Annotated in this window: 21 protein-coding genes; 9 read left to right on the top strand and 12 right to left on the bottom strand. The window is 65.2% G+C overall.

What is annotated here, in order from left to right; genetic code table 11:
* Positions 1-172: 172 nt before the first annotated feature.
* Both ACUN9Y_RS04310 and ACUN9Y_RS04305 read right to left on the bottom strand, forming a co-directional pair.
* Entirely contained in the window at positions 173-1,297 is a 1,125-nt protein-coding gene (locus tag ACUN9Y_RS04310) for a hypothetical protein (RefSeq protein ID WP_445459445.1), read from the bottom strand.
* 326 nt (positions 1,298-1,623) lie between these two features.
* On the bottom strand, positions 1,624-1,902 hold the full coding sequence (locus ACUN9Y_RS04305) for a DUF4235 domain-containing protein (RefSeq protein WP_445459444.1): 279 nt from the start codon (positions 1,900-1,902) through the stop codon (positions 1,624-1,626).
* 243 nt (positions 1,903-2,145) lie between these two features.
* Here ACUN9Y_RS04305 and ACUN9Y_RS04300 point away from each other — a divergent pair, with 243 nt between their 5' ends.
* From ACUN9Y_RS04300 to ACUN9Y_RS04260, 9 genes are all read left to right on the top strand, one after another.
* A complete protein-coding gene (locus ACUN9Y_RS04300) occupies positions 2,146-2,841 on the top strand; it encodes an HAD-IA family hydrolase (RefSeq protein ID WP_445459443.1) in 696 nt (231 codons plus the stop codon).
* 396 nt (positions 2,842-3,237) lie between these two features.
* Positions 3,238-4,284, top strand: coding sequence for a LacI family DNA-binding transcriptional regulator (locus ACUN9Y_RS04295; RefSeq protein WP_445459442.1), 1,047 nt, complete (start codon positions 3,238-3,240; stop codon positions 4,282-4,284).
* A gap of 57 nt (positions 4,285-4,341) precedes the next feature.
* Positions 4,342-5,316, top strand: coding sequence for a sugar kinase (locus ACUN9Y_RS04290; protein ID WP_445459441.1), 975 nt, complete (start codon positions 4,342-4,344; stop codon positions 5,314-5,316).
* 102 nt (positions 5,317-5,418) lie between these two features.
* The gene (locus ACUN9Y_RS04285) at positions 5,419-6,396 is read left to right on the top strand and encodes a 2-hydroxyacid dehydrogenase (RefSeq protein ID WP_445459440.1); all 978 of its coding nucleotides are present in this window, start codon (positions 5,419-5,421) and stop codon (positions 6,394-6,396) included.
* Between the two features lie 183 nt (positions 6,397-6,579).
* Positions 6,580-7,605, top strand: a complete 1,026-nt coding sequence (locus tag ACUN9Y_RS04280) for a TRAP transporter substrate-binding protein (protein ID WP_445459439.1) — start codon at positions 6,580-6,582, stop codon at positions 7,603-7,605.
* Positions 7,606-7,688: 83 nt separating this feature from the next.
* Positions 7,689-8,309 carry a TRAP transporter small permease gene (locus ACUN9Y_RS04275; RefSeq protein ID WP_445459438.1) on the top strand — a complete coding sequence of 207 codons (621 nt, stop codon included), beginning with the start codon at positions 7,689-7,691 and terminating at the stop codon, positions 8,307-8,309.
* Complete coding sequence (locus ACUN9Y_RS04270; protein WP_445459437.1) at positions 8,306-9,613, top strand: TRAP transporter large permease; 1,308 nt, start codon at positions 8,306-8,308, stop codon at positions 9,611-9,613. Before ACUN9Y_RS04275 ends, ACUN9Y_RS04270 begins: the two co-directional genes overlap by 4 nt.
* Before the next feature lie 115 nt (positions 9,614-9,728).
* On the top strand, positions 9,729-10,457 hold the full coding sequence (locus tag ACUN9Y_RS04265; protein WP_445459436.1) for an HAD-IA family hydrolase: 729 nt from the start codon (positions 9,729-9,731) through the stop codon (positions 10,455-10,457).
* 281 nt (positions 10,458-10,738) lie between these two features.
* Complete coding sequence (locus ACUN9Y_RS04260) at positions 10,739-11,914, top strand: acetyl-CoA C-acetyltransferase (protein WP_445459435.1); 1,176 nt, start codon at positions 10,739-10,741, stop codon at positions 11,912-11,914.
* Between the two features lie 155 nt (positions 11,915-12,069).
* On the opposite strand, the gene ACUN9Y_RS04255 is transcribed toward ACUN9Y_RS04260, so the two are convergent.
* The 10 genes from ACUN9Y_RS04255 to infB form a co-directional block, all read right to left on the bottom strand.
* Complete coding sequence (locus ACUN9Y_RS04255) at positions 12,070-13,581, bottom strand: sodium:solute symporter family protein (protein WP_445459434.1); 1,512 nt, start codon at positions 13,579-13,581, stop codon at positions 12,070-12,072.
* Complete coding sequence (locus ACUN9Y_RS04250) at positions 13,574-13,801, bottom strand: hypothetical protein (protein ID WP_445459433.1); 228 nt, start codon at positions 13,799-13,801, stop codon at positions 13,574-13,576. Before ACUN9Y_RS04250 ends, ACUN9Y_RS04255 begins: the two co-directional genes overlap by 8 nt.
* A gap of 108 nt (positions 13,802-13,909) precedes the next feature.
* A complete protein-coding gene (locus ACUN9Y_RS04245) occupies positions 13,910-15,316 on the bottom strand; it encodes an amidase (protein ID WP_445459432.1) in 1,407 nt (468 codons plus the stop codon).
* Between the two features lie 106 nt (positions 15,317-15,422).
* Entirely contained in the window at positions 15,423-16,337 is a 915-nt protein-coding gene (locus tag ACUN9Y_RS04240) for a LysR family transcriptional regulator (RefSeq protein WP_445459431.1), read from the bottom strand.
* 72 nt (positions 16,338-16,409) lie between these two features.
* Positions 16,410-17,537 (bottom strand): MFS transporter, encoded by a 1,128-nt coding sequence (locus ACUN9Y_RS04235; RefSeq protein WP_445459486.1) that lies wholly within the window; start codon positions 17,535-17,537, stop codon positions 16,410-16,412.
* Positions 17,538-17,803: 266 nt separating this feature from the next.
* Complete coding sequence (gene pnp / locus ACUN9Y_RS04230) at positions 17,804-19,936, bottom strand: polyribonucleotide nucleotidyltransferase (RefSeq protein ID WP_445459430.1); 2,133 nt, start codon at positions 19,934-19,936, stop codon at positions 17,804-17,806.
* Between the two features lie 472 nt (positions 19,937-20,408).
* Complete coding sequence (gene rpsO, locus ACUN9Y_RS04225; RefSeq protein ID WP_445459429.1) at positions 20,409-20,678, bottom strand: 30S ribosomal protein S15; 270 nt, start codon at positions 20,676-20,678, stop codon at positions 20,409-20,411.
* 96 nt (positions 20,679-20,774) lie between these two features.
* Positions 20,775-21,752 carry a tRNA pseudouridine(55) synthase TruB gene (truB, locus tag ACUN9Y_RS04220; RefSeq protein ID WP_445459428.1) on the bottom strand — a complete coding sequence of 326 codons (978 nt, stop codon included), beginning with the start codon at positions 21,750-21,752 and terminating at the stop codon, positions 20,775-20,777.
* Complete coding sequence (gene rbfA / locus ACUN9Y_RS04215; RefSeq protein WP_445459427.1) at positions 21,752-22,186, bottom strand: 30S ribosome-binding factor RbfA; 435 nt, start codon at positions 22,184-22,186, stop codon at positions 21,752-21,754. The genes truB and rbfA overlap by 1 nt, the downstream gene beginning before the upstream one ends.
* 21 nt (positions 22,187-22,207) lie before the next feature.
* Complete coding sequence (infB, locus tag ACUN9Y_RS04210) at positions 22,208-24,751, bottom strand: translation initiation factor IF-2 (RefSeq protein WP_445459426.1); 2,544 nt, start codon at positions 24,749-24,751, stop codon at positions 22,208-22,210.
* Positions 24,752-24,777: the final 26 nt, after the last annotated feature.

The following is a 24,777-nucleotide window of genomic DNA, read 5'->3' as shown; positions in this document are numbered from 1 at the left end:
TGGAAGCCCACGGTTTCCGGCACTTCGTGTTGTGAACCTGGCACAGGGACACGGTCAGCGTATGCACGCTGTGGAGTCCGGCTATCTGACTGGGCGTTGGAAAGGGGTTGGCAACGCCGCACAGGCCCCCCTGCGACATGCGGCCCTCGCGATGAGGACCGGGCCGACGAGCCTAGCTAGGTGCCAGGACCCGGTCCGCGAGCGGTACCCTTGCCGCCGGCCGGGGTGGACTGGCGTCCGCCTTCGGTTCGAGATGCTCACGCAGCCGCTTCAATGCGTTCAGCAAAGGCTCCAGCCCGGTCAGGTGACGCGGGCTGCGCAGGCGCAACTCCAGCGAGCGATAGATGGCATCGGGGTCCTCGCCGGCCTGATAGGCCTTGCTGGCCTTGTCGGCCCCGGGAGAGCCGTGACGGTAGGGGATCGCCGCGGCCATTGCGGGTACCACCGGCTCGAACAAGGTGGCGTACGGGTCCTCCCCGGACCAGGTCAGGCACAGCAGGTGATCCTCGGTGACCTGCACGTTGACCTCGGGATAACCCCTGGCGAGGCGCACCAGTGCCTCTTGTACGCCGAGGGTGAGAAACCGTTCCAGATCGCCGTCGGCAGCGGTGCAGGCAACAAAATAGCGGCTGAACGGTGCCTCACCGATGCGCTCACCCAGGCCGCCCCCGCGCAGCGGTTTCCACTTGCCTTCGCGCGGGTTGCACAAATCCACCGGCCCGAAGTCGAACAGGTCGCAGATAAGGCCGTTGCGGTGATAGGTACGGCGGTCCATGTCGTCGCCTTCGGCGTAGGCAAAGCGATAGACCCAGTACTCACCGCCAGCTCGGTCATCCACCGCCTTGCGGCAATACTCCAGCTCGCCGTTATCGGCATAGGTCCGAGCGAAATCAGTGATGCGCCCTCGCAGCCCCTCGAGCACGCGGCGAAGATCGACTTCTGGTTCGGCAAAGCGAAAATCGAGATGCGCCGCCCGCGTGACCATCCGACGTAGAAAGTCGGCGACGGTTTCGGTGGCATAAAAATCGAAGGCCAGCAGACCGCCTCCCGCCAGCACAAGAATCAGCAGCGCGGCGTGGGGATCTTCGCTGGCCAGCGTGACCAGAAAGCCCAACCCCCCCACCAGCACCAATGCAACACCAAGCACCACGGCGAGCGTCGATGGGCGTGGATTAAGGGTAATCGCCGCGCCCTTGGCACGATCGAGAATGGCGACCAGCTCGTCTCGGGCCGTGGCGCCGTCGATGCGGTCATGCTCGCGCCGCACGAAGCGATAGGCCTTCCATAGCGACGTCATAGGGTAAGCTTCCCGGAACCGGAGTGAACGACACGACACCGCCGCCAGGGATGCAGTACGGAAAGTCCCCGTTCGATGCCACACGTCAAGCAAGTGAATCACATCGGGGTTATGAAAGACTTAACACCCTGTGCCTGGCCAGCCACCTCCGCGCGAAGCGGCGCAACATGTGCGAGAACCGAGTGACGGCGGGACACCGCCGCGACCGCGGCGTCCCCATCCACCCCGGCCCGAGACACGCCCCAGGAGCGCCAAGAGCCGCCCCCACGACAAAGAGCGCCGGGAGCCGTCCCCGCAACGAGCAGGACCCGCCGGGTGACACGCAGCTAGCGCTTGAGGCGCGCCAGGCGACGCTGACCTCGGGTCTTGGCGAGTGCCTTGCGCCCGGCACTGCGCCCGACCACCCGGACGACACCAACCAGCATGCCGGTGGCTGCCCCCCAGGCGATCGCCTCGCGCCAGCCCGTGTCATCGCGATCCGGCGCGGTGGGGGGATCGCGGTCGGTCGCCTTGCGGTAGGCACGGCCCGCGGCTCGGCGAGCCAATACCGCCGCGCTGACCGCGGCGGTAGCGCCAATCAATGACCAGAGCGTGTCTTCCTTCATGGCAGGATCCTTAGGGCATGAGGCCCGGCGGCGAAAGAGTCGGAAAGAGAACGTGTCACAACCAGCATAGCGAATCCCTTCAGCACACCCAACCGAGGGATTCTGCGGCGCCACTATGCGTTTCTGGGCACGTTGAAAAACAGTGTTCAAAAAATGTGGTTTTCGCCTTCGAACACAGGCAGACTGCGGCGAAATCTGCAACACTGTTCGATAACCTGACTGCACGATTTGCGAGGTTCGACCATGTCTGGCCCTCTCTGCCTTCTGTTCGACTGCGACGGAACCCTAGTTGACAGCGAGCCCTTGCTGGCCGCCGAAATGGCCGCCAGCCTCTCCGCTGCCGGGTTACCGTTTCGAACGGAAGACTACATGGGAGATTTTCGCGGGGCGCGATTCCGCAATATTGTCGCGACCCTGGAAGCCCAGCACGGCAGCGTCGACCCGAAGCACCTCGAGGCGGTCGAAGCCACCATGCGCGCCAACCTCAATCGGCGTCTGGAAACTGACCTGACGCCCATCGCGGGTGCCACCGAGGCACTGGCAACGCTGATGACCTACACCATGGGCGTGGTCTCGAACGGCCCCGAGAACAAGGTACGTACCTCGCTCAAGACCGTCGGTCTCACCGAGGTCTTCGGCAATCGCCTGTTCAGCGGCTACACCGCCAACTGCTGGAAGCCGGACCCATGCCTGTACCTCCACGCGGCAAGCATCATGGGCTACGCCGCCGAGGACTGCATCGCCATCGATGACGCCATCGTCGGCGTGCGTTCCGCCCTTGCCGCCGGCATGACGGTCATCCACCTGAACCGCTTCGCCGACGCCGAAGAGACTCCCGAAGGCGCTCACACCATCACCAGCATGTTCCAGCTGCCGACCGTCATTGGACGCATCCAGCGCGACCGCGAGCGTCATTCCGCCAGGGCCTCTCACGGCTAGGCCACGTCTCGCGACCCTGCACCCGGGCCCACTCTGCGCAACGCACGAGCGCCCCATGTTCGATAACGAACCCTCATCGGCGCTCTGGCGCTCCGTGGCCGGTGCGGTTGTGTCCGCCGCTGGCCCAGGGCCCAGCGTCGCCGACGGTGGCGTTGCGGCCAGCGCTCTGCCACTACTGACTCGTCGAGACTCTGCGACCAACGCAGCTTCCGTGGCGGCGCCCTGGGCCCCCTGGGGGCTCTGCCCGGGAAGCCTGCGACGGAAAAAATGCCCCGCCCATTCATGGCCCTAGGCGAATACACGACCTATGTCTAACCTCGGGTGACTTGCGGCGAAAAACCACGATCCTCTACGATGGGAACGTTCCCATTCTCCTCTATCGTCGGAGCCCAGGCCATGTCGCAGCGCCCCAGACGCGCCACCATCCTGGAAGTCGCCAGCGCCGCCGGCGTTTCCAAGACCAGTGTGTCGCGCTATTACAGCGGCGAGCGTGATCGCCTCTCCGCCGACATGAGCCGGCGTATCGTCGCCGCCGCCGAGCGCCTCGGCTACCAACCCAACCCCATGGCACGGGGCTTGAAGGGGGGGCCCTCCGGGCTGATCGGCATGCTGGTCGCCGACATCCGCAATCCTTTTTCGGTGGCGGTCATGCATGGCGTCGAACAGGCCTGCCGTGAGCAAGGCCTGTCGCTGATGGTGTGCAACACCGACAACGACCCGGAGCAGGAGCGCAAGCACCTGGCCCTGCTGTCGTCCTATCGTATCGAGGGGCTGGTGGTGAACGCCGCGGGACGCTACAGCGAGGCGCTGTCACAGCTGGCCGACAGCGGCACACCGGTGGTGCTGCTGGACCGCGCCCTGGCCGGCGTGGATGCCGATGAGGTCGGGCTCGATAACGCCGCCGCCATCGACATGGCGCTGGATCACCTGATCGCCCAGGGCTACCGGCGCCTGCTGTTCATTACCGAGCCCCCGGCCCAAGCCAGCTCCCGCCAGGCCCGCCTGGACCGCTTCCAGGCCCGTTGCGCCGACCACCGTCTCGCCGGAGAAACGCTCAGCACCGACCTCGGTGATGATGATGCACTGGCGGCGGCGCTGGACACGCTGATCCCTCGCGACCACGACGACCAGGCTTCCGGCGCGATGGGCCCCGCCGCCATCCTCTGCGGCAACGGCCAGGTCACCCTGGCCGTGACGCGTTGCTGTCATCGCCGTGGCATTACCCTCGGCCCCCTGGGCCTGATGGGCATCGATGAGCTGGACTGGTGTGATCTGGTCCGCCCCGGCATCACCACCCTGGCCCAGCCCACCGATGATATCGGCCAGGCCGCCCTCGACGCCTTGCGCAACCGACCGGCCTCGCAGGCTGGCCACGCCCCACGCCGCCTGCTGTTCGCGCCACGCCTGATTGCGCGGGGCTCGACCCAGCTTTCGCCCGGCTGACGCGGCCACACATCGTCATTGCCCCACCCTTGTCCCCATTCTTGATAGAGGCCCCCCATGCCCACGCCCCATGCCCCCGAGATTCTCTCCTTTGGCGAAGCCATGACCCTGTTCGTCGCCGACGTTCCCGGCGATCTGGCACAGATCGAAGGCTTCTCGCGCCGCATCGCCGGCGCCGATACCAACGTCGCCATCGGGCTCGCTCGGCTGGGCTTCTCCGTCGGCTGGCTGAGCCGCGTCGGCGACGACAGCTTCGGCCGCTACCTGCGGACCAAGCTCGAGGCCGAGGGGCTCGATTGCCGACACCTCATCACCGACCCCAGCAACCCCACGGGACTGATGTTCAAGGAACGGGCGCTCGAAGGTGCCGACCCGCGTACCGAGTACATGCGCAAGGGCAGCGCCGCCAGCCATTTATCACCGGCCGATGCGGTCAATGTCGACGTCAGTGCGTTGCGCCACCTGCACGCTACCGGCATCCCCCCGGCGGTGTCGGCGAGCTGTCGCGAGCTGTCCTGGCACCTGCTCGACGAAGCCCGCCGCCACGGCGCCAGCGTCTCCTTCGACCCCAACCTGCGCCCTGCCCTGTGGACCACTGAGGCGGACATGCGCGACACCTTGAACGCCATGGCCGCGAAGGCCCACTGGGTCCTGCCCGGGCTCGCCGAGGGCCGGCTGCTGACCGGCTTCGAGACGCCCCATGACATCGCCGGTTTCTACCTCGACCAGGGAGCGGAGGCGGTGGTGATCAAGCTGGGCCCGGAGGGCAGCTACTATCGTGGCCGCATCGGTGGCACAGAACAGACGTTCAGCGTCGCCGGCGTTGCGGTTGCCAAGGTGATCGACACCGTCGGCGCCGGAGATGGCTTCGCGGTCGGTTTCGTCAGCGCCATGCTCGATGGCCTGGCCCCGCGCCAGGCGCTGCAGCGAGCGAACCTGATTGGCGCCGAGGCGGTACAGGTGCTCGGCGACATGGAAGGCCTGCCGAACCGTACGACCCTGGCCCGGCTCGAAGCCACCCTCGCCGACTAGGCCGGTGGTGCCATCCAAGGCGCTGGCTCGCCCTCCACCCGGCACGATCGAGCGCGTACGCGAGTCGATTGACGCGACACCGACAACCCCCGAGGACATCCCATGACCAAACGTATCCTGGTATTCCGCCAGATCAGTGACGAACAGCTCTCCGCCCTGAAGCAGGACTTCAGCGTCGACTACCTGCCCGATACCGCAAGCGTCGAGGACCCCGCCTTTCTCGACGCCCTGGCGCATGCCCATGGTCTGGTCGGCTCCAGCCTTGCCATTACCCCTGCACTGCTCGACCGGGCGCCACACCTTGAGACCATCGCCAGCATCTCGGTGGGCTACGACAACTACCCAGTGGACGAGCTGACGCGCCGCGGCATCCTGCTGTGCAATACGCCGGACGTACTCACCGAGACCACCGCCGATACCGGCTTCCTGCTGATCATGTGCACGGCCCGTCGGGCGATCGAGCTGGCGCAATTGATCAAGGAGGGCAACTGGACCGAGAGCATCGGCAGCGATCTGTATGGCAGCGACGTCCACGGCAAGACCCTCGGCATGGTCGGCATGGGCCGTATTGGTGCCGCCGTGGCCCGCCGCGGCGCACTCGGCTTCGGCATGAAGATCCTCTACACCAAGGCCTCGCCCAAGCCCGAGCTCGAACGCGAGTTCGGCGCCAAGCGACGCGAATTCGACCAGCTGCTCGCCGAGGCGGATATCGTCTGTGTCACCGTACCGCTGTCTGCCGAAACCGAGAAGCTGTTCGGCGCCCGCGAATTCGCCCAGATGAAGCCCGGCGCCTGCTTCATCAATATCGCCCGCGGCAAGGTGGTGGACGAAGCGGCGATGATCGAGGCGCTCGGTGACGGCACCCTGCACGCCGCCGGCCTCGACGTGTTCGAGCACGAGCCCCTGGCGGCGGATTCACCGCTGCCGCAGATGAACAACGTGGTCGCCTTGCCGCACATCGGTTCGGCGACCCACGAGACCCGCACCGCCATGGCCCAGCGTGCGGTGGACAATATTCGCCTGGCCCTCCGCGGCGAGCGCCCCATCAGTCCGGTCAACGAGGAAGTGCTCAAGGGGTGACGCGCGACGCTGCGCGGGTCGAGTCGAGTCGAGTGGACTGAACCCGGTTTGTCCGTCCACCGCCGGCCCGTCTCGACGACGCCATACGCCTTCACACGGGCCCGCCGGGGCCTTCCACCTTCGATACCCGGCCACGCTAGACACCTGACAACCCGACAACACACAACGATTACGGGGAAACACATGCACAGCACCCATCAGACTCGCTCGACGCCGAATCGCACGGTCCTGCGCCGCCTGACCACCGGCGCCGTCGCTGGCGCCACCCTGCTGGCCGGCCTTGGCCTGGCGTCCTCCGCCCAGGCTTTTGATCTGCGCTTCGGCCATGGCGGCACCGAAGACACCGCCTACCACCTCGGCGCGACCCGCTTCAAGGAACTGATCGAGGAGAAGACAGACGGCGATCTCGGTGTCCAGATCATGGGCAACTCCGTGCTCGGCCACGAGACCGAGATGTTCGAGCAGCAGATGGCCGGCGCCCTCGACATGTCGATCATCAACCCGGGCCTGATCACCGACTTCTCGCCCACCGCCAATGTCTTCTCGATCCCGTTCCTATACCGCGACCAGGCCCACTGGGAGGCCGTGCTCGATGGCGAGGTAGGGCGCGAGATCGCCGACCAGATCACCGCCGAGACCGGGGTGAAGGTGCTGGCCTTCTTCGGTGGCGGCAAGCGTCAGATCGTCTCCACTCGGCCGCTCGAGACCCTCGACGACCTCGAAGGCATGAAGCTGCGTACCAATCCGACCAAGCCGCTGATCACCGCCTGGTCCGCGCTCGGCGCCGTGCCTACGGTCATGGCCTGGAAGGAGATCTACACCGGGCTCCAGCTTGGCGCCATCGACGGGCTACTCAACGAAGCCGAGTGGATTCAGCGCATGCGCTTCCACGAGGTCGCCCCGCACATCGGCCTGTCCGAGCACGACATTACCGTGCGCCTGCTGACCCTGTCCGAGATGTCCTGGGAGCGGCTTGACGACACCCAGCGCCAAGCGGTGATGGAAGCGGCCAGCGAGGCCGCCAGTTACGCCCGTGAGATCCAGCTCAAGCAGGATGCCGAAGCCTTGGACACGCTGGTTGAGGAAGGCGCCACCCTGTACGAGATGGACCGAGAGAAGATGCAGGAGATCGTGCGTGAGCCGCTGGCCGAGGTCATCGACGAGATGGGCCTCACCGAGCTGCACCAGAAGATCATCGACGCCGAGTAAGCCGGCACAGGCGCATACGCCGGGGCCAGTGGCCCCGGCGTATGCCAGCCCAAACGTCCTATCCCATTCATGAGGAAGCGACCATGAGGCACTTCCTGCACGGTCTCGCATGCGTCAATCGAATACTGGAGCGACTGCTGCACTGGCTCTTGCTGGCGCTGCTTTTCGGCTTCATCGCGCTGATCATCTATCAGATCGTCAGCCGCAATCTGCCGCTGCTGCCGCGGCTCTACTGGACCGAGGAATTCAGCCGCTTCGCCTTCCAGTGGATGATCATGCTCGGTACCGCCATTGGCGTGCTGCACGCCGACCATTTTGTTCTCGAGGCCTTTCCACGAGGCTCTCGGGCCGACCTCGTCACCCGCTGGATCCGCGATCTGGCGTGCCTTGCGGTGGGCCTTCTGTTCATCGTTCACGGCAAGGAATTCGGCCTTTCCGGACTAAGACGCAGCGCCACCGCCTCGGGCATGTCGATGGTCTACGTCTACTCGGCCTTCGCCGTCTCTGGCGTCTTTATTGTCCTGTTCGCCTCTCAACGTCTGCTCATGGCCCTACTCGACGGCATGACGGGGATGGAGCGCGAGCTCAATACCCCCAACCCTGTCGATGAGGCCATGACCGTGTCCCACGACACCGGCCTCCCAGGCCTCGCCCCGCAAGACGCCGGCCCCACCTCCGCCACCCACGACGGGAGGACGCCATGATCTCCATGGACGCCCTGTTCATTCTGCCCTGGCTGCTGTTCGGCCTGCTCGGGGTACTGATCATCATCGGTGTGCCCATCGCCATGGCCCTGGTGCTGACCGCAGTGGGCATGGTGATTCTCGACCCACGTCTGACCTACTGGGTCATGTTCCAGCGCATGTACAACGGCATGGATTCTTTCGTCCTGCTGGCGGTGCCGCTGTTCCTGCTGGCCGGCAACCTGATGAATGCCGCCCGCATCACCGACCGCTTGATCACGCTGTGCATGCGCCTGGTTGGCCACGTCAAGGGCGCCCTGGCCCACGTCAATGTCATGGTCAGCATGCTGTTTGCCGGCGTTTCCGGCTCGTCCACCGCCGACAGCGCCGGCATCGGAACGGTGCTGATTCCCGCCATGCAACGGGAAGGCTACCCGACCCACTTCGCCGTGGCGGTAACCGCTGCGTCATCGGTCATGGGCATCATTATCCCGCCCTCGATCAACATGATCGTCTGGGGCGCCCTGACCAATACGTCGATCGCCGGCCTCTTTCTCGGTGGCATCCTCCCCGGAGTGATGATCGGCGTCGCCCAACTGGCGCTGAATGTCGGCTATGTCCGCCGCTACGACGTGCCGATCCGGCCACGGGCAGCGCTGTCCGATGTGATGCGTTCGGGCAAGGATGGTCTGCTCGCCGCCGGCATCCCCATCGTCATCATCGGCGGCATCACCCTTGGCCTGGTCACCCCCACCGAGGCCGCCGTGATCGCGGTGCTGTATGCCCTGGTGCTCGGCTTCGTGGTCTACCGGGAACTCACTTTCCGGCAGGTGCTGGACGCCTCCACCGACACCGTGCGGCTGTGCTCACTGTCTTTGTTCAGCCTGGTCGGTGCGGCGATCTTCGGCTACCTGATCAGCTTCTATCAAATCCCGCCGAAACTGATGGCAGGTGTCTCGATCACCGACCCGGTAACGCTTCTGCTGATCATGACCGCCGTGATGCTGCTGATCGGTACCTTCATGGACTCGCTGCCGGCGATGGCCATCATGGCGCCGATCTTCCAACCGCTGGCCATGCAGGCCGGAATCCATCCGGTGCAGTTCGGCGTCATCGGCGTCATGGCACTGGGCCTTGGCTTGATTACTCCCCCTTACGGGCTGTGCCTGATGATCTCGGCCAAGATCGGCGGTATTCCGCTGCTCAAGGCACTGGCGACCACATTGCTGTACCTGGCGGTCATGATCGGCGTAATCGTCCTACTGATCGTCTATCCCGACCTGGTGCTGGCGATTCCGCGCCTGATTGCCCCGGACTTTGTCTGACATCGCTCCCCCGGCTCGTGGCACCCGCCCCGGCGCCCCCAGTGTCCATGAATCTTCGCTACACTGGGTGGCCCCGACCGTTCGACTACCGCTCCCTGCTTCCTTCGAGGTCCGCATGTCCGACCCTTGCGCTTCACGCTGTGCATCGCCCACCGCCCGCCTTGCTGGTGGGCTATGCCTGCTATTCGACTCCGACGGCACCCTGGTCGATAGCGAGATCCTGCTGGCCGAGGTCATGGCAGAGGTCTTGCCACCGTTCGGCCTGCCGTTCACGGCCAGCCAGTACATGGAAGAGTTTCGTGGTGTCCGCTTTCTCGACATCGTGTTGACCCTGGAGCGCCGCTTCCAGGCCCTGGACGACACCGCCCGTGACCGTCTCGAGGCCGGCATGCGTGCGCGCATGGAAGAACGCATGCTGGCGGAGCTGATGCCGATCGGCGACATGCCCGAGGCACTGACCCGCCTGGCAAATTATCCCAAGGCGGTGGTCTCCAACGGCCCGCTGGCCAAGATTCGCTGCGCCATGGGGGCTAGCGGCCTGGCGCCGCATTTCGCCGACAACCTGTTCAGCGCCTACGAGCTCAAGATGTGGAAGCCGGATCCCGGGCTCTACCTGGCCGCCGCCGCGGCTATGGGATACCCACCGGAACGCTGCGTGGTGATCGACGACGCCGCCGTCGGCGTCGCTGCGGGCCTCAAAGCCGGCATGCAGGTGGTCCACTTAAACCACTTTCCCGAACAGGAAAGCACCCCCGTTGGCGCCATCGGCATCACCCAGGCGGACGAGCTACCGGGGGTCATCGCACGCCTGGCGGCGGCACTCGGCGAAGGCGTCAGCGCCTAGCGCTGCGTGCCGCGAGCCCGTCACCGGTGCCGCGCCGGTTTGCCCCCACGGGCACTCGCCCCAGCTCACCCGGCGCCGGCCCCGCGGTTCGGCGCACTCCGGTCGCGCGTGACGCCCTATGCTGCTATGCGCTAATGGCCTACGAACGCGCAGAATTGATCTCGGTCGCTATACTAAAGTCCCCCGTTAAAACCGCACGCTTGGGGATTGTCGCAGTGCACAAGGCTCCCTATGCTGAAGGGATAGCCCTCAAGAAAGCCCCTAATGTCAGGAGACTCTCCATGCGAGAAGTGGTGATCGTTGCAGCCCGCCGTACCGCCGTTGGTTCCTTCGGAGGCTCGTTGGCCGGCATCCCCGCCAGCGATCTCGGCGCCGCCGTGATCAAGGACGTGCTGGCCCAGACCGGCGTCGCACCGGAACAGATCGACGAGGTCCTGCTGGGGCAGGTACTGACCGCCGGCGTCGGCCAGAACCCCGCGCGCCAGGCCTCCATCAAGGCCGGCCTGCCCGATGCCGTGCCCGCCATGACCATCAACAAGGTCTGCGGCTCCGGCCTCAAGGCCTTGCACCTCGGCACCCAGGCCATCCTGCTGGGCGACGCCGACGTGATCATCGCCGGCGGCCAGGAAAACATGTCCCTATCGCCCCACGTGCTGCCGAACTCGCGCAATGGCCAGCGCATGGGCGACTGGAAGGCCATCGATACCATGGTTCACGACGGCCTGTGGGATGCCTTCAACGGCTATCACATGGGTATCACCGCAGAGAACCTGGGCGAGAAATATGGCATCAGCCGTGAGGAGATGGACGCTTTCGCGGCTGACTCTCAGCAGAAGGCCTCTGCCGCCATCAAGGAAGGCCGCTTCAAGGGCCAGATCGTGCCGATCGAGATTCCCCAGCGCAAGGGTGATCCGGTGGTCTTCGACACCGATGAGAACCCCCGCGAAGTCAGCGCCGAGAAGCTAGGCACCATGCGCCCAGCCTTCAAGAAGGATGGCAGCGTGACCGCCGGCAATGCCTCATCACTGAACGATGGCGCCGCCGTGGTCATGCTGTGCTCCGCCGAGAAGGCCAAGGAACTCGGCCTCGAGCCGCTGGCACGCATCAAGGCCTACGCCAACGCCGGTGTCGATCCGGCGATCATGGGCATCGGCCCGGCACCGGCGACCCGCCGCTGCCTCGAGAAGGCCGGCTGGAGCCTCGATGACCTGGACCTGGTCGAGGCCAATGAAGCCTTCGCCGCCCAGGCCATCTCGGTCAACAAGGAACTCGGCTGGGATACCTCGAAGATCAACGTCAACGGTGGTGCCATCGCCATTGGCCATCCCATCGGCGCCTCCGGCTGCCGCGTGCTGGTGACCCTGGTCCACGAGATGATCGCCCGGGATGCCAAGAAGGGCCTAGCCACCCTGTGTATCGGTGGCGGTCAAGGTGTGGCGCTGGCGATCGAGCGCTAGACGCGGCAACGCCGTCCCATCTGCAGGTACTGAAGCCCCCGCCGAGGCGGGGGCTTTTCTTTGCCTGTCGTTTGCGACGGATGCTCGCGGCGGGTGTTCGCGATTAAGCACCAGGCTCGGCCACTGACCGGACCGACCACGTCGCTCTCACCCCATCACCGCGTCTCGGCAGACGCCGAGCCGAGGGTCGCCTTGTCGGCGCGATACTGCCAGGGGACCGCGATGCGAAAGAAGCGCTCGACGACATCATCCGCCACCGGCGCCGTGATCCGTGACACCAGCCAGAACATCGGCAGGTTAACCATCAGCCCCCAGAAGCCGGCGTGCACGCCGAGTGGATGCGGCCACAAGGTAGTAAAGGCGACGGTGACGAGAAACCCCACGCCGATACCAGCGCCTACCCCGAGCGCCGTCGCCTTCTTCCAGAAGAACATGCCTATAAAGGCCGGCAGCACCTGGGAGGCAAAGCCCAGCCCGATCAGCAGGATCATCACCAGATTACCGGGCTCGGCGATGGCCAGTGGTGCGATGACCAGCGCCATCAGGGGAAAGATCATCCAGCGCGCCAGCTTGCCCGCCGTCGCGTCCGAGAGCTTGAACAACGGTTGAAAGACATCCTTGGCATAGGTCAGTGCCACCGAATGGATGAACGGCTCAGACGACGACATCGACGCCGCCAGCGTACCCGCCCCCAGTAGCCCGACCAACACCACCGGCAGGTGCTGCATGGCATACTCCAGCGCGACCGTATCCGCCCGGGCAAGCTGTGGCATCGCGAAGATGCCGATGAAGCCCACCACCACCATCGGCAGGATGACCAGATAGTAGGTCGGCAACCAGGTGGCGGCGCGTCGAATGGTGCGCGCCGAAGTCGCGCTCATCCACTGGGTCCAGACCGGCGGCATGAACGACAGCATCGACACGACGATGGAGGTCGTCCAGAAGGCGAAGCTCATGTCGCCCCCTGCCCCGGGTAGCGACAGGTACTCAGGAGCCTCAACGGCGAGGCGAGAAAAGACCTCGGCGAAGCCCCAGCTACCGGTCGCGGTGTGGGCCGCCCACAGGCCGACTGCCCAGGCCACGATGAACATCAGTACGCCCTGGAAGACATTGGTCTTGCCGATCGCGCGCTGGCCGCTGGCGTAAAGGTAGATGGCGATACAACACAGCACCAGGATGACGCCAGCCCAGACGGGAATCGCCCCACCGCTCATGACAAACAGGATGTAGGCCGAGCCGATGGTCTGCAGCACCGCATAGGCTATCGAGCCCACCGACATGACCAGCGCCGCCAGGGCGCCCAGCACGGGGCTCTGGTAACGATCGGCGATGGCACTGGCCTGGGTGACATGGCCAAACCTGGCACCGAAGGCCCATACCTTGGGGCCAAAGTACCAGGCCACCAGCGCCAGATAGCCCAGATAGATCACCACATAGAACACCGGGATGCCCTTGGCATAGGCCCAGCCGGGTGCCCCCATGAAGGTATAGGCGCTGACGCTGCCGGCGGCGATCAACAGATACAGCGTCATCGGCCCCATGCTGCGCCCGGCCACTCCCCATTCTTCCAGCGAGCTCATCTTGCGCCGCCCGCGGGCGCCAAGCCCGATGACGATGGCAATCACGATGTAGCCAAGGGTAATGATCAGCGGCCAGGGGCTATTCATCGTCGATCTCCCGGATCAGCAGGTTGCCAAGCGCCATCACCGCGCAGCAGCCAAGCAGGATCACGTAGCTCCAGGTCACCAGGGCGGGCAGGCCGAACACCAGGCCACCCCGATTGACCAGCTCGATGACCGGCCACAGCCCGGCCGCGATGACCAGCGCGAAGCACACCAGCACACACCAGCCACGCCAGCTGGTCGGCAACAGGAAGGATCGACGCACGGAAGACTCCTTGTCTTGATAGTTGACCACGGCGAGAACGCCTGGCGCTCTCGACCGCAGGTGTCCGGGGCCGTGCTCAAGCAGAGGCGGCGCTCGGACGATGTTCGATCACGGCGGGCTCGGCCACTGGCCGATCGGCCCGCGCCACTGCTCGAAGGAACGGGCCAACTGCAGAGTCCGCAGGTCCTCGAAGCGCGGCGCCACGATCTGCAGGCCGATGGGCATGCCATCACGGCAGAACCCGCCATTTAACGAGATCGCCGGCTGCTCGCCCATGTTCCAAGGCACAGTAAACACGATATGTTCAAACGGCCGCGACGGATCGTTGGTCGGAGACGGCCAGTCTGCCGGGAAAGCAAGATTGGGGGCGGTCGGGCTCAACAGCGCATCGACATCCTCGAACACCGCTTCGGTGGTCCGACGCATGGCCATCGTCTGCTCGAAACCACGCACCACGTCGATCCCGGAGAGCTTTGCACCGTCATCCGCCCAGGCCAGAATTTCCGGCAGTGCCCTGGCCCGCTCCTGCGGCGAGAGTCGCTCGAGCTCACTGAACTGGCGCGCCCGCCAGAAGCGCTCCAGGCCATCGAGCATGTCCCGCGTCATGACCGGGGCGATAGGGACCAGGGTGGCCCCCGCCTGCTCGAACTGCCTCGCCGCCTGCTCGACGCACGCCAGCACCTGAGGGTCCGGCGCCAGCCCACAGCCGGCATCGAGCATCACGCCGATGCGCATCCCGCCAACGCCACCGCCCGGCGCACTCCAGTCGATCTCACTGGGCGGAAGGCGCATGGCATCCCGAGTATCGCTGCGCGACAGCGTCGCCATCATCAACGCGGCGTCATCCACCGTGCGCGTCATCGGACCCGCGCAGCGGCCCACATAGTAAGGGTCGATGGGCACCCGACCAAGGCTCGGCTTGAAGCCGACCAGACCGCACCAGGCCGCCGGCAGGCGAATCGATCCGCCGATATCCGTGCCCAGATGCAGCGGGCCATACCCCGCCGCCGCCGCCGCACCAGCGCCTGAACTCGACCCACCGGTATTGAACTCGGTATTCCAGGGGTTACGCGTCAGACCATGAAACGAGGAACGTCCCGAGGACAGCATGCCGAAATCCGGGCAGGTGGTCTTGCCGAGCAACAAGGCACCGTCTTCGGCGAGGCGCTGCGTCGCCGGCGCATCGTCCTGCGCCGGTGGGTGACCTTGCTCGGCGGTCCCGGCACCGGCGAGCGTGCCATGGGGAATCGGCGTGCCACGAGTCGCAATCAACTCCTTCAGCGTCACCGGCACGCCGTCAAGCGGGCCCCTCGGCGCGCCCTTGTCCCAGCGCCGTGTGGAATCCCGGGCGGCATCGAGAAAGCGCTCGGGATCGTAGGCGTACAGCGCGTTGATACGCGGCTCCCAGCGCTGCACATGGTCGATCAGCGCCTCGGCCATCAGCGTCGGCGATAGCTCGCGGCGGCGATAGGCGGCGACGAGTTGGCGGGTGGTGTAGTTCAGGCAGGCTTCCATTCCGGCGACTCCGTTTCGGTAACACCCTCAGCATGGAAGTCGCTGGTGAACACCGCCATCACAATCACAGGCACTCTGCGCTCACAATTTGTGTGCGCCTAGTCCTTCACGGTCCCCCCGTCCGGGTCGCTCGGCCGTCGAGCGCCGTCTCGAGCCGCTCCAGACAGGTCTGCACGGCGGGGCTCGGCGAGCGGTGGCGATAGATACACAGATCGATCCTCGCCCGCTCCAGCGCGCCTTCTTCCAGCGGCACTGCCGTCAGGGTCCCTTGCTGGCATTCACGGGCCACCGCCATGGCCGGCAGGATCAGCACCGCGGCGCCGGCCATGGCCAGGGCCTTCTGAGTCTCGAGCGATGCCGTGGTAAAGCTCGGTGCATACTGCAACCCCCGAGACTTGGCCGCGCGGTCCAGCGCCTGACGCACGCCGTAGGAATCATCCGGCAAGGCCAGCGGATGAGCCAACGCCGCTTCCAATGACACCTCCTCGTCAGCAGCCAGCGGGTGGCTGGGTGCCATCACCACGCAGTGCTCGAGTCCCGCCGTCGCCACCCGCAAAATATCGTCCCGTGGCGGCAGGAAAAACGCCAGGCCGATATCGGTGTCGCCTCGGCGCAGGGCATCGATGACACCACCGGCGCTGGCGATGGCGATATCGAACTCGAGGCGTGGATAATCCCGATTGAGATCGGTCAGCGCCGGCGTCAGCAGGCTGGACACGAGCCCTTCAGCGGCTTCGATGGCGACCCGCCCGGTGCGCATTCCCTGAAGGTCGGCGATGCGTGCCTCGACACGCTCAAGATCCCGCAGCGTCCTTCGTGCCTGTTCGGCAAGCAATTCCCCGGCGGCGGTCAGGCGGATGCCCTCGGGGCCACGCTCGAGCAAGGGCGCACCGAGTTGATGCTCGAGTTGATCGATCTGGCGGCTGACCGCCGTCGGCGCGATGTGCAGACGCGCAGCGGCCTGACGCAGCGAGCGACAGCGCGCGACGGTATCGAAGTACTTCAGGGCACGCCATTGCATGGTGCTTTCTCCTGGGGGCGCATCGTCGAGAGCTGGCCTCATGGCGCCTTCGTGAAGGGCTGTCTCTGCGCCTTATGCGCTATCGCCGCGCCCGACCGCGCTTGCCGGTGTGCGTGCCACGATCACCGCCGCCAAGGCAAACAGGCCACCGGCGATATAGAGCACCCCCTCGAGACTCAGCGCGTCCACCACCTGGCCACCGGCCATGGCACCGAAGCCGATCGACAGGTTGAAGACAAACGCCATCAGCGCAGTGGCCGCCTCGGCGTTGGGCGCGCTCTTGAGGATCCAGGTCTGCAGGCTGACCGAGATGCTGCCGAACACCGCCCCCCACAGCATCAACAGCGGTATGGCCGTGGCCGGCTCACGGCCCAGCCAGGGAAAGGCCAGCGTCGCCAATGCGAGCAGGATCGGAATCACCAGCACGGTGCGATAGGGCCGACGGCCCGCCGCGGTGCCGGCGAGGAAATTGCCCGCAAGGCCCGCCCCTCCATAAAGCAGCAGCAGGCCGCTGACGCTGGCCACGGGAACCCCGGCGATGTCCTGCAGGATCGGGCTGATAAAGGTGTAAGCGGCGAAGTGGCCCACGACGATCAGGGCCGTGGCGATGACGCCGACACGCACGCCGCGGCTAACGAACTGACCGCTGAGGCTGGTCAAGCGTACCGGCTCGCGGGCCGGCAATGCCGGCAGCAGCCACCATAGCGCCACGCTCACCACCAGACTCAACGCGGCCATGGCGATGAAGGCGGTGCGCCAATCGGTCAGGTCACCGAGCCAGGTGCCTGCCGGCACCCCCAGCACGGAGGCCCCGGCCACCCCACTGAAGATTACCGCCATGGCCCTTGGCACCTGCTCGAGCGCCACCAGACGAGACGCCAGCCCGCCGGCGATGGCCCAGAAGCCGCCGATGCAGATACCGACCAGCACCCGGGTCGCCAGCAACCAGCCGAAGCTCTCCGCGAAGGCCCCGGCCAGGCTCGCCAGGGTCATCAGCGCCATCAGCGCGGTCAACATGATGCGCCGATCCAGGCGCCCCACCGCCACCGGCAATAGCGGCGCGGCAAAGGCCGCCACCACGCCCGGCACGGTGATCATCAAGCCGGCCATCCCCGGCGTCACCGATAGCGACGCCGCGACCTGGGACAATAGCCCAATCGGCAGCTGCTCGGCGGTCACCAACAGGAAGATCCCGATCATGACCGCCACCACCGCCCACCAGTCACGCCTTGCCGTGGTGGTCTTCACGTTGACCACCGACGACTCCGATGTCGTTTTCCCCATCGTCCTGCTCCCTGCCATCCCCTTTCACGACGCCCGAGACCGGGCTCCTTGCTCGTGGCCCTTGCTCGTGGCCCTTGCTCGCCATCAGGTCACGCGCCGGCGACCGGGTAAAAGCCCCCGGCCTGACACAAGAACGCCCCCGAGGCGCAGGCGACGGGGGCGTTACTCGATCCACCGATCGATCAGGCTTCGGTCGCGGCCTCCTCGGCCTCGAACGCTGCCTTCTCTTCGTCGGTCATTTCCTTGATGGTCAGCTTGACGCGATTGCGGTTGTCGATGTCGAGCACCTTGACCACGATCTCGTCGCCTTCATTCAGGAAGTCGCGCACGTCATTGACACGCTCGGCCACGATCTGGGAGATGTGCACCAGGCCGTCGGTGCCGGGCATGATGTTGACGAAGGCGCCGAAGTCGGCGATACGCACCACCTTGCCACGATAGAGCTTGTTGATCTCGGCTTCCGCGGTGATCGCCAGCACCGTATCGATGGCCTTCTTGGCGGCCTTCTTGTCCTCGGCGTAGATACGCACGGTGCCATCGTCGTCGAGGTCGATGGAGGCGCCGGTGTCTTCGCAGATCTTGCGGATGGTGGCGCCGCCCTTGCCGATCACGTCGCGAATCTTGTCCGGGGCGATCTTGATGGTGGCCATGGACGGCGCATTGTCGGACACGTCCGCACGGCTCTCGCCGATCACGGCGTTCATCTGCTCGAGGATATGCAGGCGAGCCTCATGGGCCTGAGTCAGCGCCGTTTCCATGATCTGCTCGTCGATGCCTTCGATCTTGATGTCCATCTGCAGCGCGGTCACGCCTTCGGCGGAGCCAGCCACCTTGAAGTCCATGTCGCCGAGGTGATCCTCGTCGCCAAGGATATCGGTGAGCACGGCGTAGCCGTCGGCGTCCTTGACCAGACCCATGGCGATACCGGCCACCGGCGCCTTGATCGGCACGCCTGCATCCATCAACGCCAAGGATGAGCCACACACGGAGGCCATGGAGCTGGAACCGTTGGACTCGGTGATCTCGGACACCACGCGAATGGTGTAGGGGAAATCGTCGTCCTTGGGCAGCATGGCCTGGATGCCGCGACGCGCCAGGCGACCGTGGCCGATCTCACGGCGCTTGGGGCCGCCCATGAAGCCGGCCTCACCCACGGAGTAGGGAGGGAAGTTGTAGTGCAGCAGGAAGCGGTCCTTGCGCTCGCCTTCCAGCGACTCGATCAGCTGGGAATCGCGCAGGGTGCCGAGGGTCGCCACCACGATGGCCTGGGTCTCGCCGCGGGTGAAGATCGCCGAGCCATGGGTCTTCGGCAGGCTGCCGACTTCGATGGCCAGCGGACGCACGGTCTTGTGGTCGCGGCCGTCGATGCGCGGCTCACCCTTGACCACGCGAGAGCGCACGACGCGCTTCTCGAGGCCGGCGAAGGCGCCTTCGACCTCACCCTTGTCGAACTTGCCGTCGTCTTCACCGGCGAGTTCGGCAACCGCCTGCGCCTTGAGCGCGGACAGGGCGTCCTGGCGTTGCATCTTGTCGGTGACGCGGTACGCCTCGCCGACCTTGGCCTCGAAGGCACTCGCCACGGCATCCTTGAGCGCGGTGTTCTCGGCGGCAGGCTGCCAGTCCCACTTGGCCTTGCCGGCTTCCTGGACCAGTTCATTGATGGCCGAGATCGCCACCTGCATTTCCTGGTGACCGTAGAGCACGGCGCCAAGCATCTCGTCTTCGAGCAGCTCGGCCGCTTCGGACTCGACCATCAGCACGGCTTTCTCGGTGCCGGCCACGACCATGTTCAGCTCGGAGCTGGCAAGATCCTCGACGGTCGGGTTCAAGTAGTAGCCACGATCTTCGTCGAAACCGACGCGGGCGGCCCCGATCGGGCCCTTGAACGGCACGCCGGAGACGGCCAGCGCCGCGGAGGTGCCGAGCAGCGCCGCGATGTCCGGATCATGGTTGCGGTCGGTCGACAGCACGGTGCAGACGACCTGCACCTCGTTCATGAAGCCCTTGGGGAACAGCGGACGGATCGGGCGATCGATCAGGCGCGAGGTGAGGGTTTCTTTCTCGGTGGGACGGCCTTCACGCTTGAAGAAGCCGCCGGGAATCTTGCCGACTGCGTAGGTCTTTTCCTGATAATGGACGGACAGCGGGAAGAACGGCTGGGCCGGATTGGCTTCCTTGCGCGCGACCACGGTGCACAGCACCACGGTGTCGTCCATGGTGACCATGACGGCACCGGTGGCCTGGCGGGCGATGCGCCCGGTTTCCAGGGTGACGGTGCTGCGACCGTACTGAAACGTTTTCTTGACCGGATTCACGGCGACTTCCTTTACTTTTCGATGTTTGGGTCTTTTTGACTCGGCCACTATTTTAGGGGGTCACGGCGTCAAGGGCCACCACAAAGGTCAAGGACCACGAGTCGATTCGGCTTAGGCGCAAGGGCTCGCCGACGGGCGTCCCGATCCGCTGAAGACAAACGCCTGAAACGGCAACGCCAAAAACGACAACGGGCAGCCCCGTGGGGCTGCCCGTTGTCTGGCGCCAATGGCGCCGGCTCTACGGAATCGTCTCCGCTAAGCCTGGACCTGCTAAGCCTGGAACTGCTTAGCGACGCCGACCGAGACGCTGGATCAGGGACTATCGAAAGCTTCGACGTCTCCGAGCCTGCACCACCGTCTTGACGTCTAAACGTCCTAACGTCTTAGCGACGCCGACCGAGACGCTGGATCAGGGACTATCGAAAGCTTCAACGTCTCCGAGCCTGCACCACCGTCTGAACGTCTGAACGTCTTAGCGACGCAGACCGAGACGCTGGATCAGAGACTGATAGCGTTCAAAGTCTTTACGCTTGAGGTAGTCCAGCAGCTTACGACGCTGGTTGACCATGCGGATCAGGCCACGACGCGAGTGGTGATCCTGCTTATTGGTCTTGAAGTGATCCTGCAGGCCGTTGATATTGGCGCTCAGCAGGGCCACCTGAACCTCGGGGGAGCCGGTGTCGTTCTCGCCACGGCTGTACTCGGTGACGATCTCGGACTTCTGTTCGGCGGTAAGTGCCATCTGTCTCTCCAGTAAGCAATATGCCTAGATGATGAATGTCGGAGACCACGCATATTTGCAGTCTCCATTGCTACCAACCTGCACCCATTGAGTGGGTCAGTCTGTCTTCGCGCCCGCGACAAACGAGCTCAACAGGCGCCGGGGCACGATATCCCCGGACGCATCCACCACACCGAGACCGACAAAGACCTCGTCATGGTAGAGTCGCGTGAGTACCCCATCGTCGTCGCCTGCCGCCGACTCGGCCGTTGGCGGTGCTGCCGCCAGCGGCTCTGCTCTGGCCGGGCGTCCGAAGCGCAGTGCCTCGCGCCCCGCTTCGCTCAACTGGTGAGCCGGCAAGTGCTCGAGGAGCACGTCGATCGGTGCCAGCGTCGCTTCCCTGGCCGACTGATCCTCGAGGGCTTCGAGCGCCTCAAGCGTCAGCATGCCGTCGGCGTCGAAAGGGCCGGTCTTGAGCCGCCTGAGCTGCGAAATATGTCCCTCACAGCCCAGCGCCTTGGCCATATCGCCGGCCAGCGTGCGCACATAGGTGCCCTTGCTGACCCGCACTTCCAGGTCGAACCAGGGGGCGCTACCGGCAAGCGACGCCGAAAGTAGCCGGGCATCATACACGCTAATTCTGCGCGCTGCACGCTCTACGGTCTTGCCCTCTCGGGCCAGCTCGTAGAGTTTACGCCCCTGATGCTTCAACGCCGAATACATCGGCGGCAACTGCTCCTGCTCACCGATGAACCTGTCGATCATGCCAGCCACTTCGGCTTCCTCGAGGCGCGGCACCGGGCGACGCTCGATGATCGCGCCCTCGGCATCGCCGGTATCGGTGCTGGCACCGAGCTCGACCCGGGTGCGGTAGACCTTGTCGGCTTCCAGCAACTGGGACGAAAACTTGGTCGCCTCACCGAACAGTACCGGCAACAAGCCCGTCGCCATCGGATCCAGGGTGCCGGTGTGACCGGCCTTCTGGGCCTGAAACAGGCGACGGGCTCGCTGCAGCGCGTGATTGCTGGACAGGCCCTGAGGCTTGTCCAGCAATAGCACGCCGTCTACCGGCAGACCGCGACGACGACGCGCCATCAGGGCTTGGCCCCGCCGTCGCCCTCGCCGCCATCGCGCTCGGCATCGGTCTCATCGACCTCATCCGGGGCACGCGAGCGGTCGCTGGCCACGGCCTCCTCGATCAACGACGACAGGTGCTGACCACGCACCACGCTCTCGTCGTAGTGAAAGCGCAGCTCCGGTACGTGACGCAGCTTGATGCGTCGCGCCACCTGGCTACGCAGGAAGCCTCCGGCACGCTTCAAGACCTGAAGGTTCTCCTTGATGCGCTCCGGATCCTGCTCGCCGAGCAGGGTGATATGGACATCGGCGTAGCCGAGGTCACGGCTGACCGTGACCCCGCTGACGGTGACCATGCCCAGGCGTGGGTCCTTGACCTCACGCTGGATGAGTACCGCCAGCTCCTTCTGGAGCTGGTCGGCGACTCGGTCGGTACGCTTGAACTCGCGCATGGCTAACGGCTCCTCGAACGCTTACAGCGTGCGCTCGACCTTGACCTGATCGAAGACCTCGATCTTGTCGTTGACCTGGACATCGTTGTAGTTCTTCACCCCGATGCCACACTCCATGCCGTTGCGCACGTCCTGGACGTCATCCTTGAAGCGACGCAGCGATTCCAGCTCGCCTTCGTAGATGACCACGTTGTCACGCAGCACGCGGATCTTCTTGTTACGGAAGACGGTGCCCTCGACCACCATACAGCCAGCCACGGCGCCGATCTTGGGTGCTCGGAAGACGTCACGGACTTCGGCCACACCGACGATCTCTTCCTTCCACTCAGGCTCGAGCATACCGCTCATGGCCTGCTTGACCTCGTCGATCAGGTGGTAGATGACGCTGTAGTAGCGCAGCTCCAGACCTTCCCGCTCGATGATCTCGCGGGCGGCGGCGTCGGCACGCACGTTGAAGCCGACCACGATGGCTTCACTGGCCAGCGCCAAGTTGGCATCGGTACCGGTGATACCACCAACGCCAGACGACACCACGGAGACCTGAACTTCGTCGGTGGAGAGCTCTTCGAGTGCGCCACGAATGGCCTCAAGGGAACCCTGCACGTCGGCCTTGAGCACGATGTTGAGCTTGGCGGCAACGTCCTGGCCCATCTGCGAGAACATGTTCTCGAGCTTGGCCTTCTGCTGACGCGCCAGACGCACTTCGCGGTACTTGCCCTGGCGGAAGTTGGCCACTTCACGGGCCTTCTTCTCGTCGGCCACGACCATGAAGTCGTCACCGGCTTCCGGCGTGCCGTCGAGTCCCTGGATCTCCACCGGCATGGCGGGACCCACGGCATCGACCTGCTTGCCGAGCTCGTTGGTCAGGGCGCGGACGCGGCCATAGTGCAGGCCGGCGAGCACGATATCGCCCTTCTTCAGAGTGCCGTTCTGGACCAGCACTGTCGCGACCGGGCCGCGGCCCTTGTCGAGACGGGACTCGACCACCACGCCCTTGCCCGGTGCACTCGGCACCGCCTTGAGCTCGAGCACTTCGGACACCAGCTGGATGGACTCCAGCAGATCCTCGATGCCTTCACCGCTCTTGGCCGAGACGTGGACGAACTGGGTGTCACCGCCCCACTCCTCGGAGATGACGCCGTGCTGGGACAGTTCGTTCTTGACCCGATCCGGATCGGAACCCGACTTGTCGATCTTGTTGACCGCGACCACCATCGGCACTTCCGCGGCGCGGGAATGCTCGATCGCCTCGACGGTCTGCGGCATGACGCCGTCGTCCGCCGCGACCACCAGGATGACCACGTCGGTGGCCTTGGCACCACGGGCACGCATGGCGGTAAACGCCGCGTGGCCTGGGGTGTCGAGGAAGGTCACGCCACCATGGTCATCTTCGACATGGTAGGCACCGATGTGCTGGGTGATGCCACCGGCCTCGCCCGTGGCAACCTTGGCACGACGGATGAAGTCGAGCAGCGAGGTCTTGCCGTGGTCGACGTGACCCATGACGGTCACCACCGGCGAACGGGTAATCTCTTCACCTTCGTAAGAGATCGCCTGAAGCATCTCGGTTTCCAGCGCATCGTCCTTGACCAGCTTGGGCGTGTGGCCCATTTCCTCGACGACAATCGCCGCGGTGTCCTGATCGATGGTCTGGTTGATCGTCACCGCGGCGCCCATGGTAAACATGGCCTTGATGACTTCATTGGCCTTGATCGACATCTTGTCGGCCAGCTCCGCCACCGAGATCGACTCGGGGATGGAGACCTCGCGCACGATCGGCTGGGTCGGCTTCTGGAAGCCATGCTTGCCGTTGCCCTGGCTGCCACCACGGCGACTGCCACGACGCTCGGCGCGCTTGACCTTCTTGCCGCCGCCACCGCGACGACGCTCTTCGCGATCGCTGCGGTCGTCGTCGTCACGCTCGCCACGGCCCTTCTTGTTGCCGACCTTGGCGGCGGCCTTCTTGACCGCCGCACGGCGCACGTCACCGCGACCTTCCTTCGGCGGAGCCGGGGGCTCGTCGCCGGCGGGGGCACCGGTATCCAGCACCGGCACCGGGATGTCCGGCTCGGCAACCTGCGCCGTCTTGGCGGCCTTGGCTTCGGCATCGGCAGCCGACTGGCGTGCCGCTTCCTCGGAAGCCCGCTTGGCATCTTCTGCCGCCTCGGCTTCACGCTTGGCCTCGGCCGACGCCATGTCGCCGACCAACTGACGCGGACCTTGATCTTCGACCTCGACAGGCTTGTCGTCCTGCTCGTCGTCGCGCTTGACGTAGGTACGCTTCTTGCGCACCTGAACCTCAATGGTCTTGCCGCGATCGCTGGTCTTGATCTTGCTGCGCGTCTTGCGGGTCAGGGTGATGCGGTTCTTGGCGCCGGCTCCGACTCCAGCACCGCTGCCACCGTGACTCTTGGTCAGGAAGTCGAGCAGCTTGCGCTTGTCTTCCTCGGACACGGCGTCACCCTCGGCCTTATGCTCAAGGCCGGCTTCTTTCATCTGTTCCAGCAGACGGGGCACATCGCGCCCCACCTTCGCTGCAAAATCCTTAACGGTCATTTCTGACATTACGACCCTCCTCAGCCCGTGACCCT

This window comes from Halomonas sp. V046 (assembly GCF_052645355.1).
The sequence above is the reverse complement of the archived record's forward strand: the minus strand, read 5'-3'. Positions and strand labels throughout refer to the sequence as shown.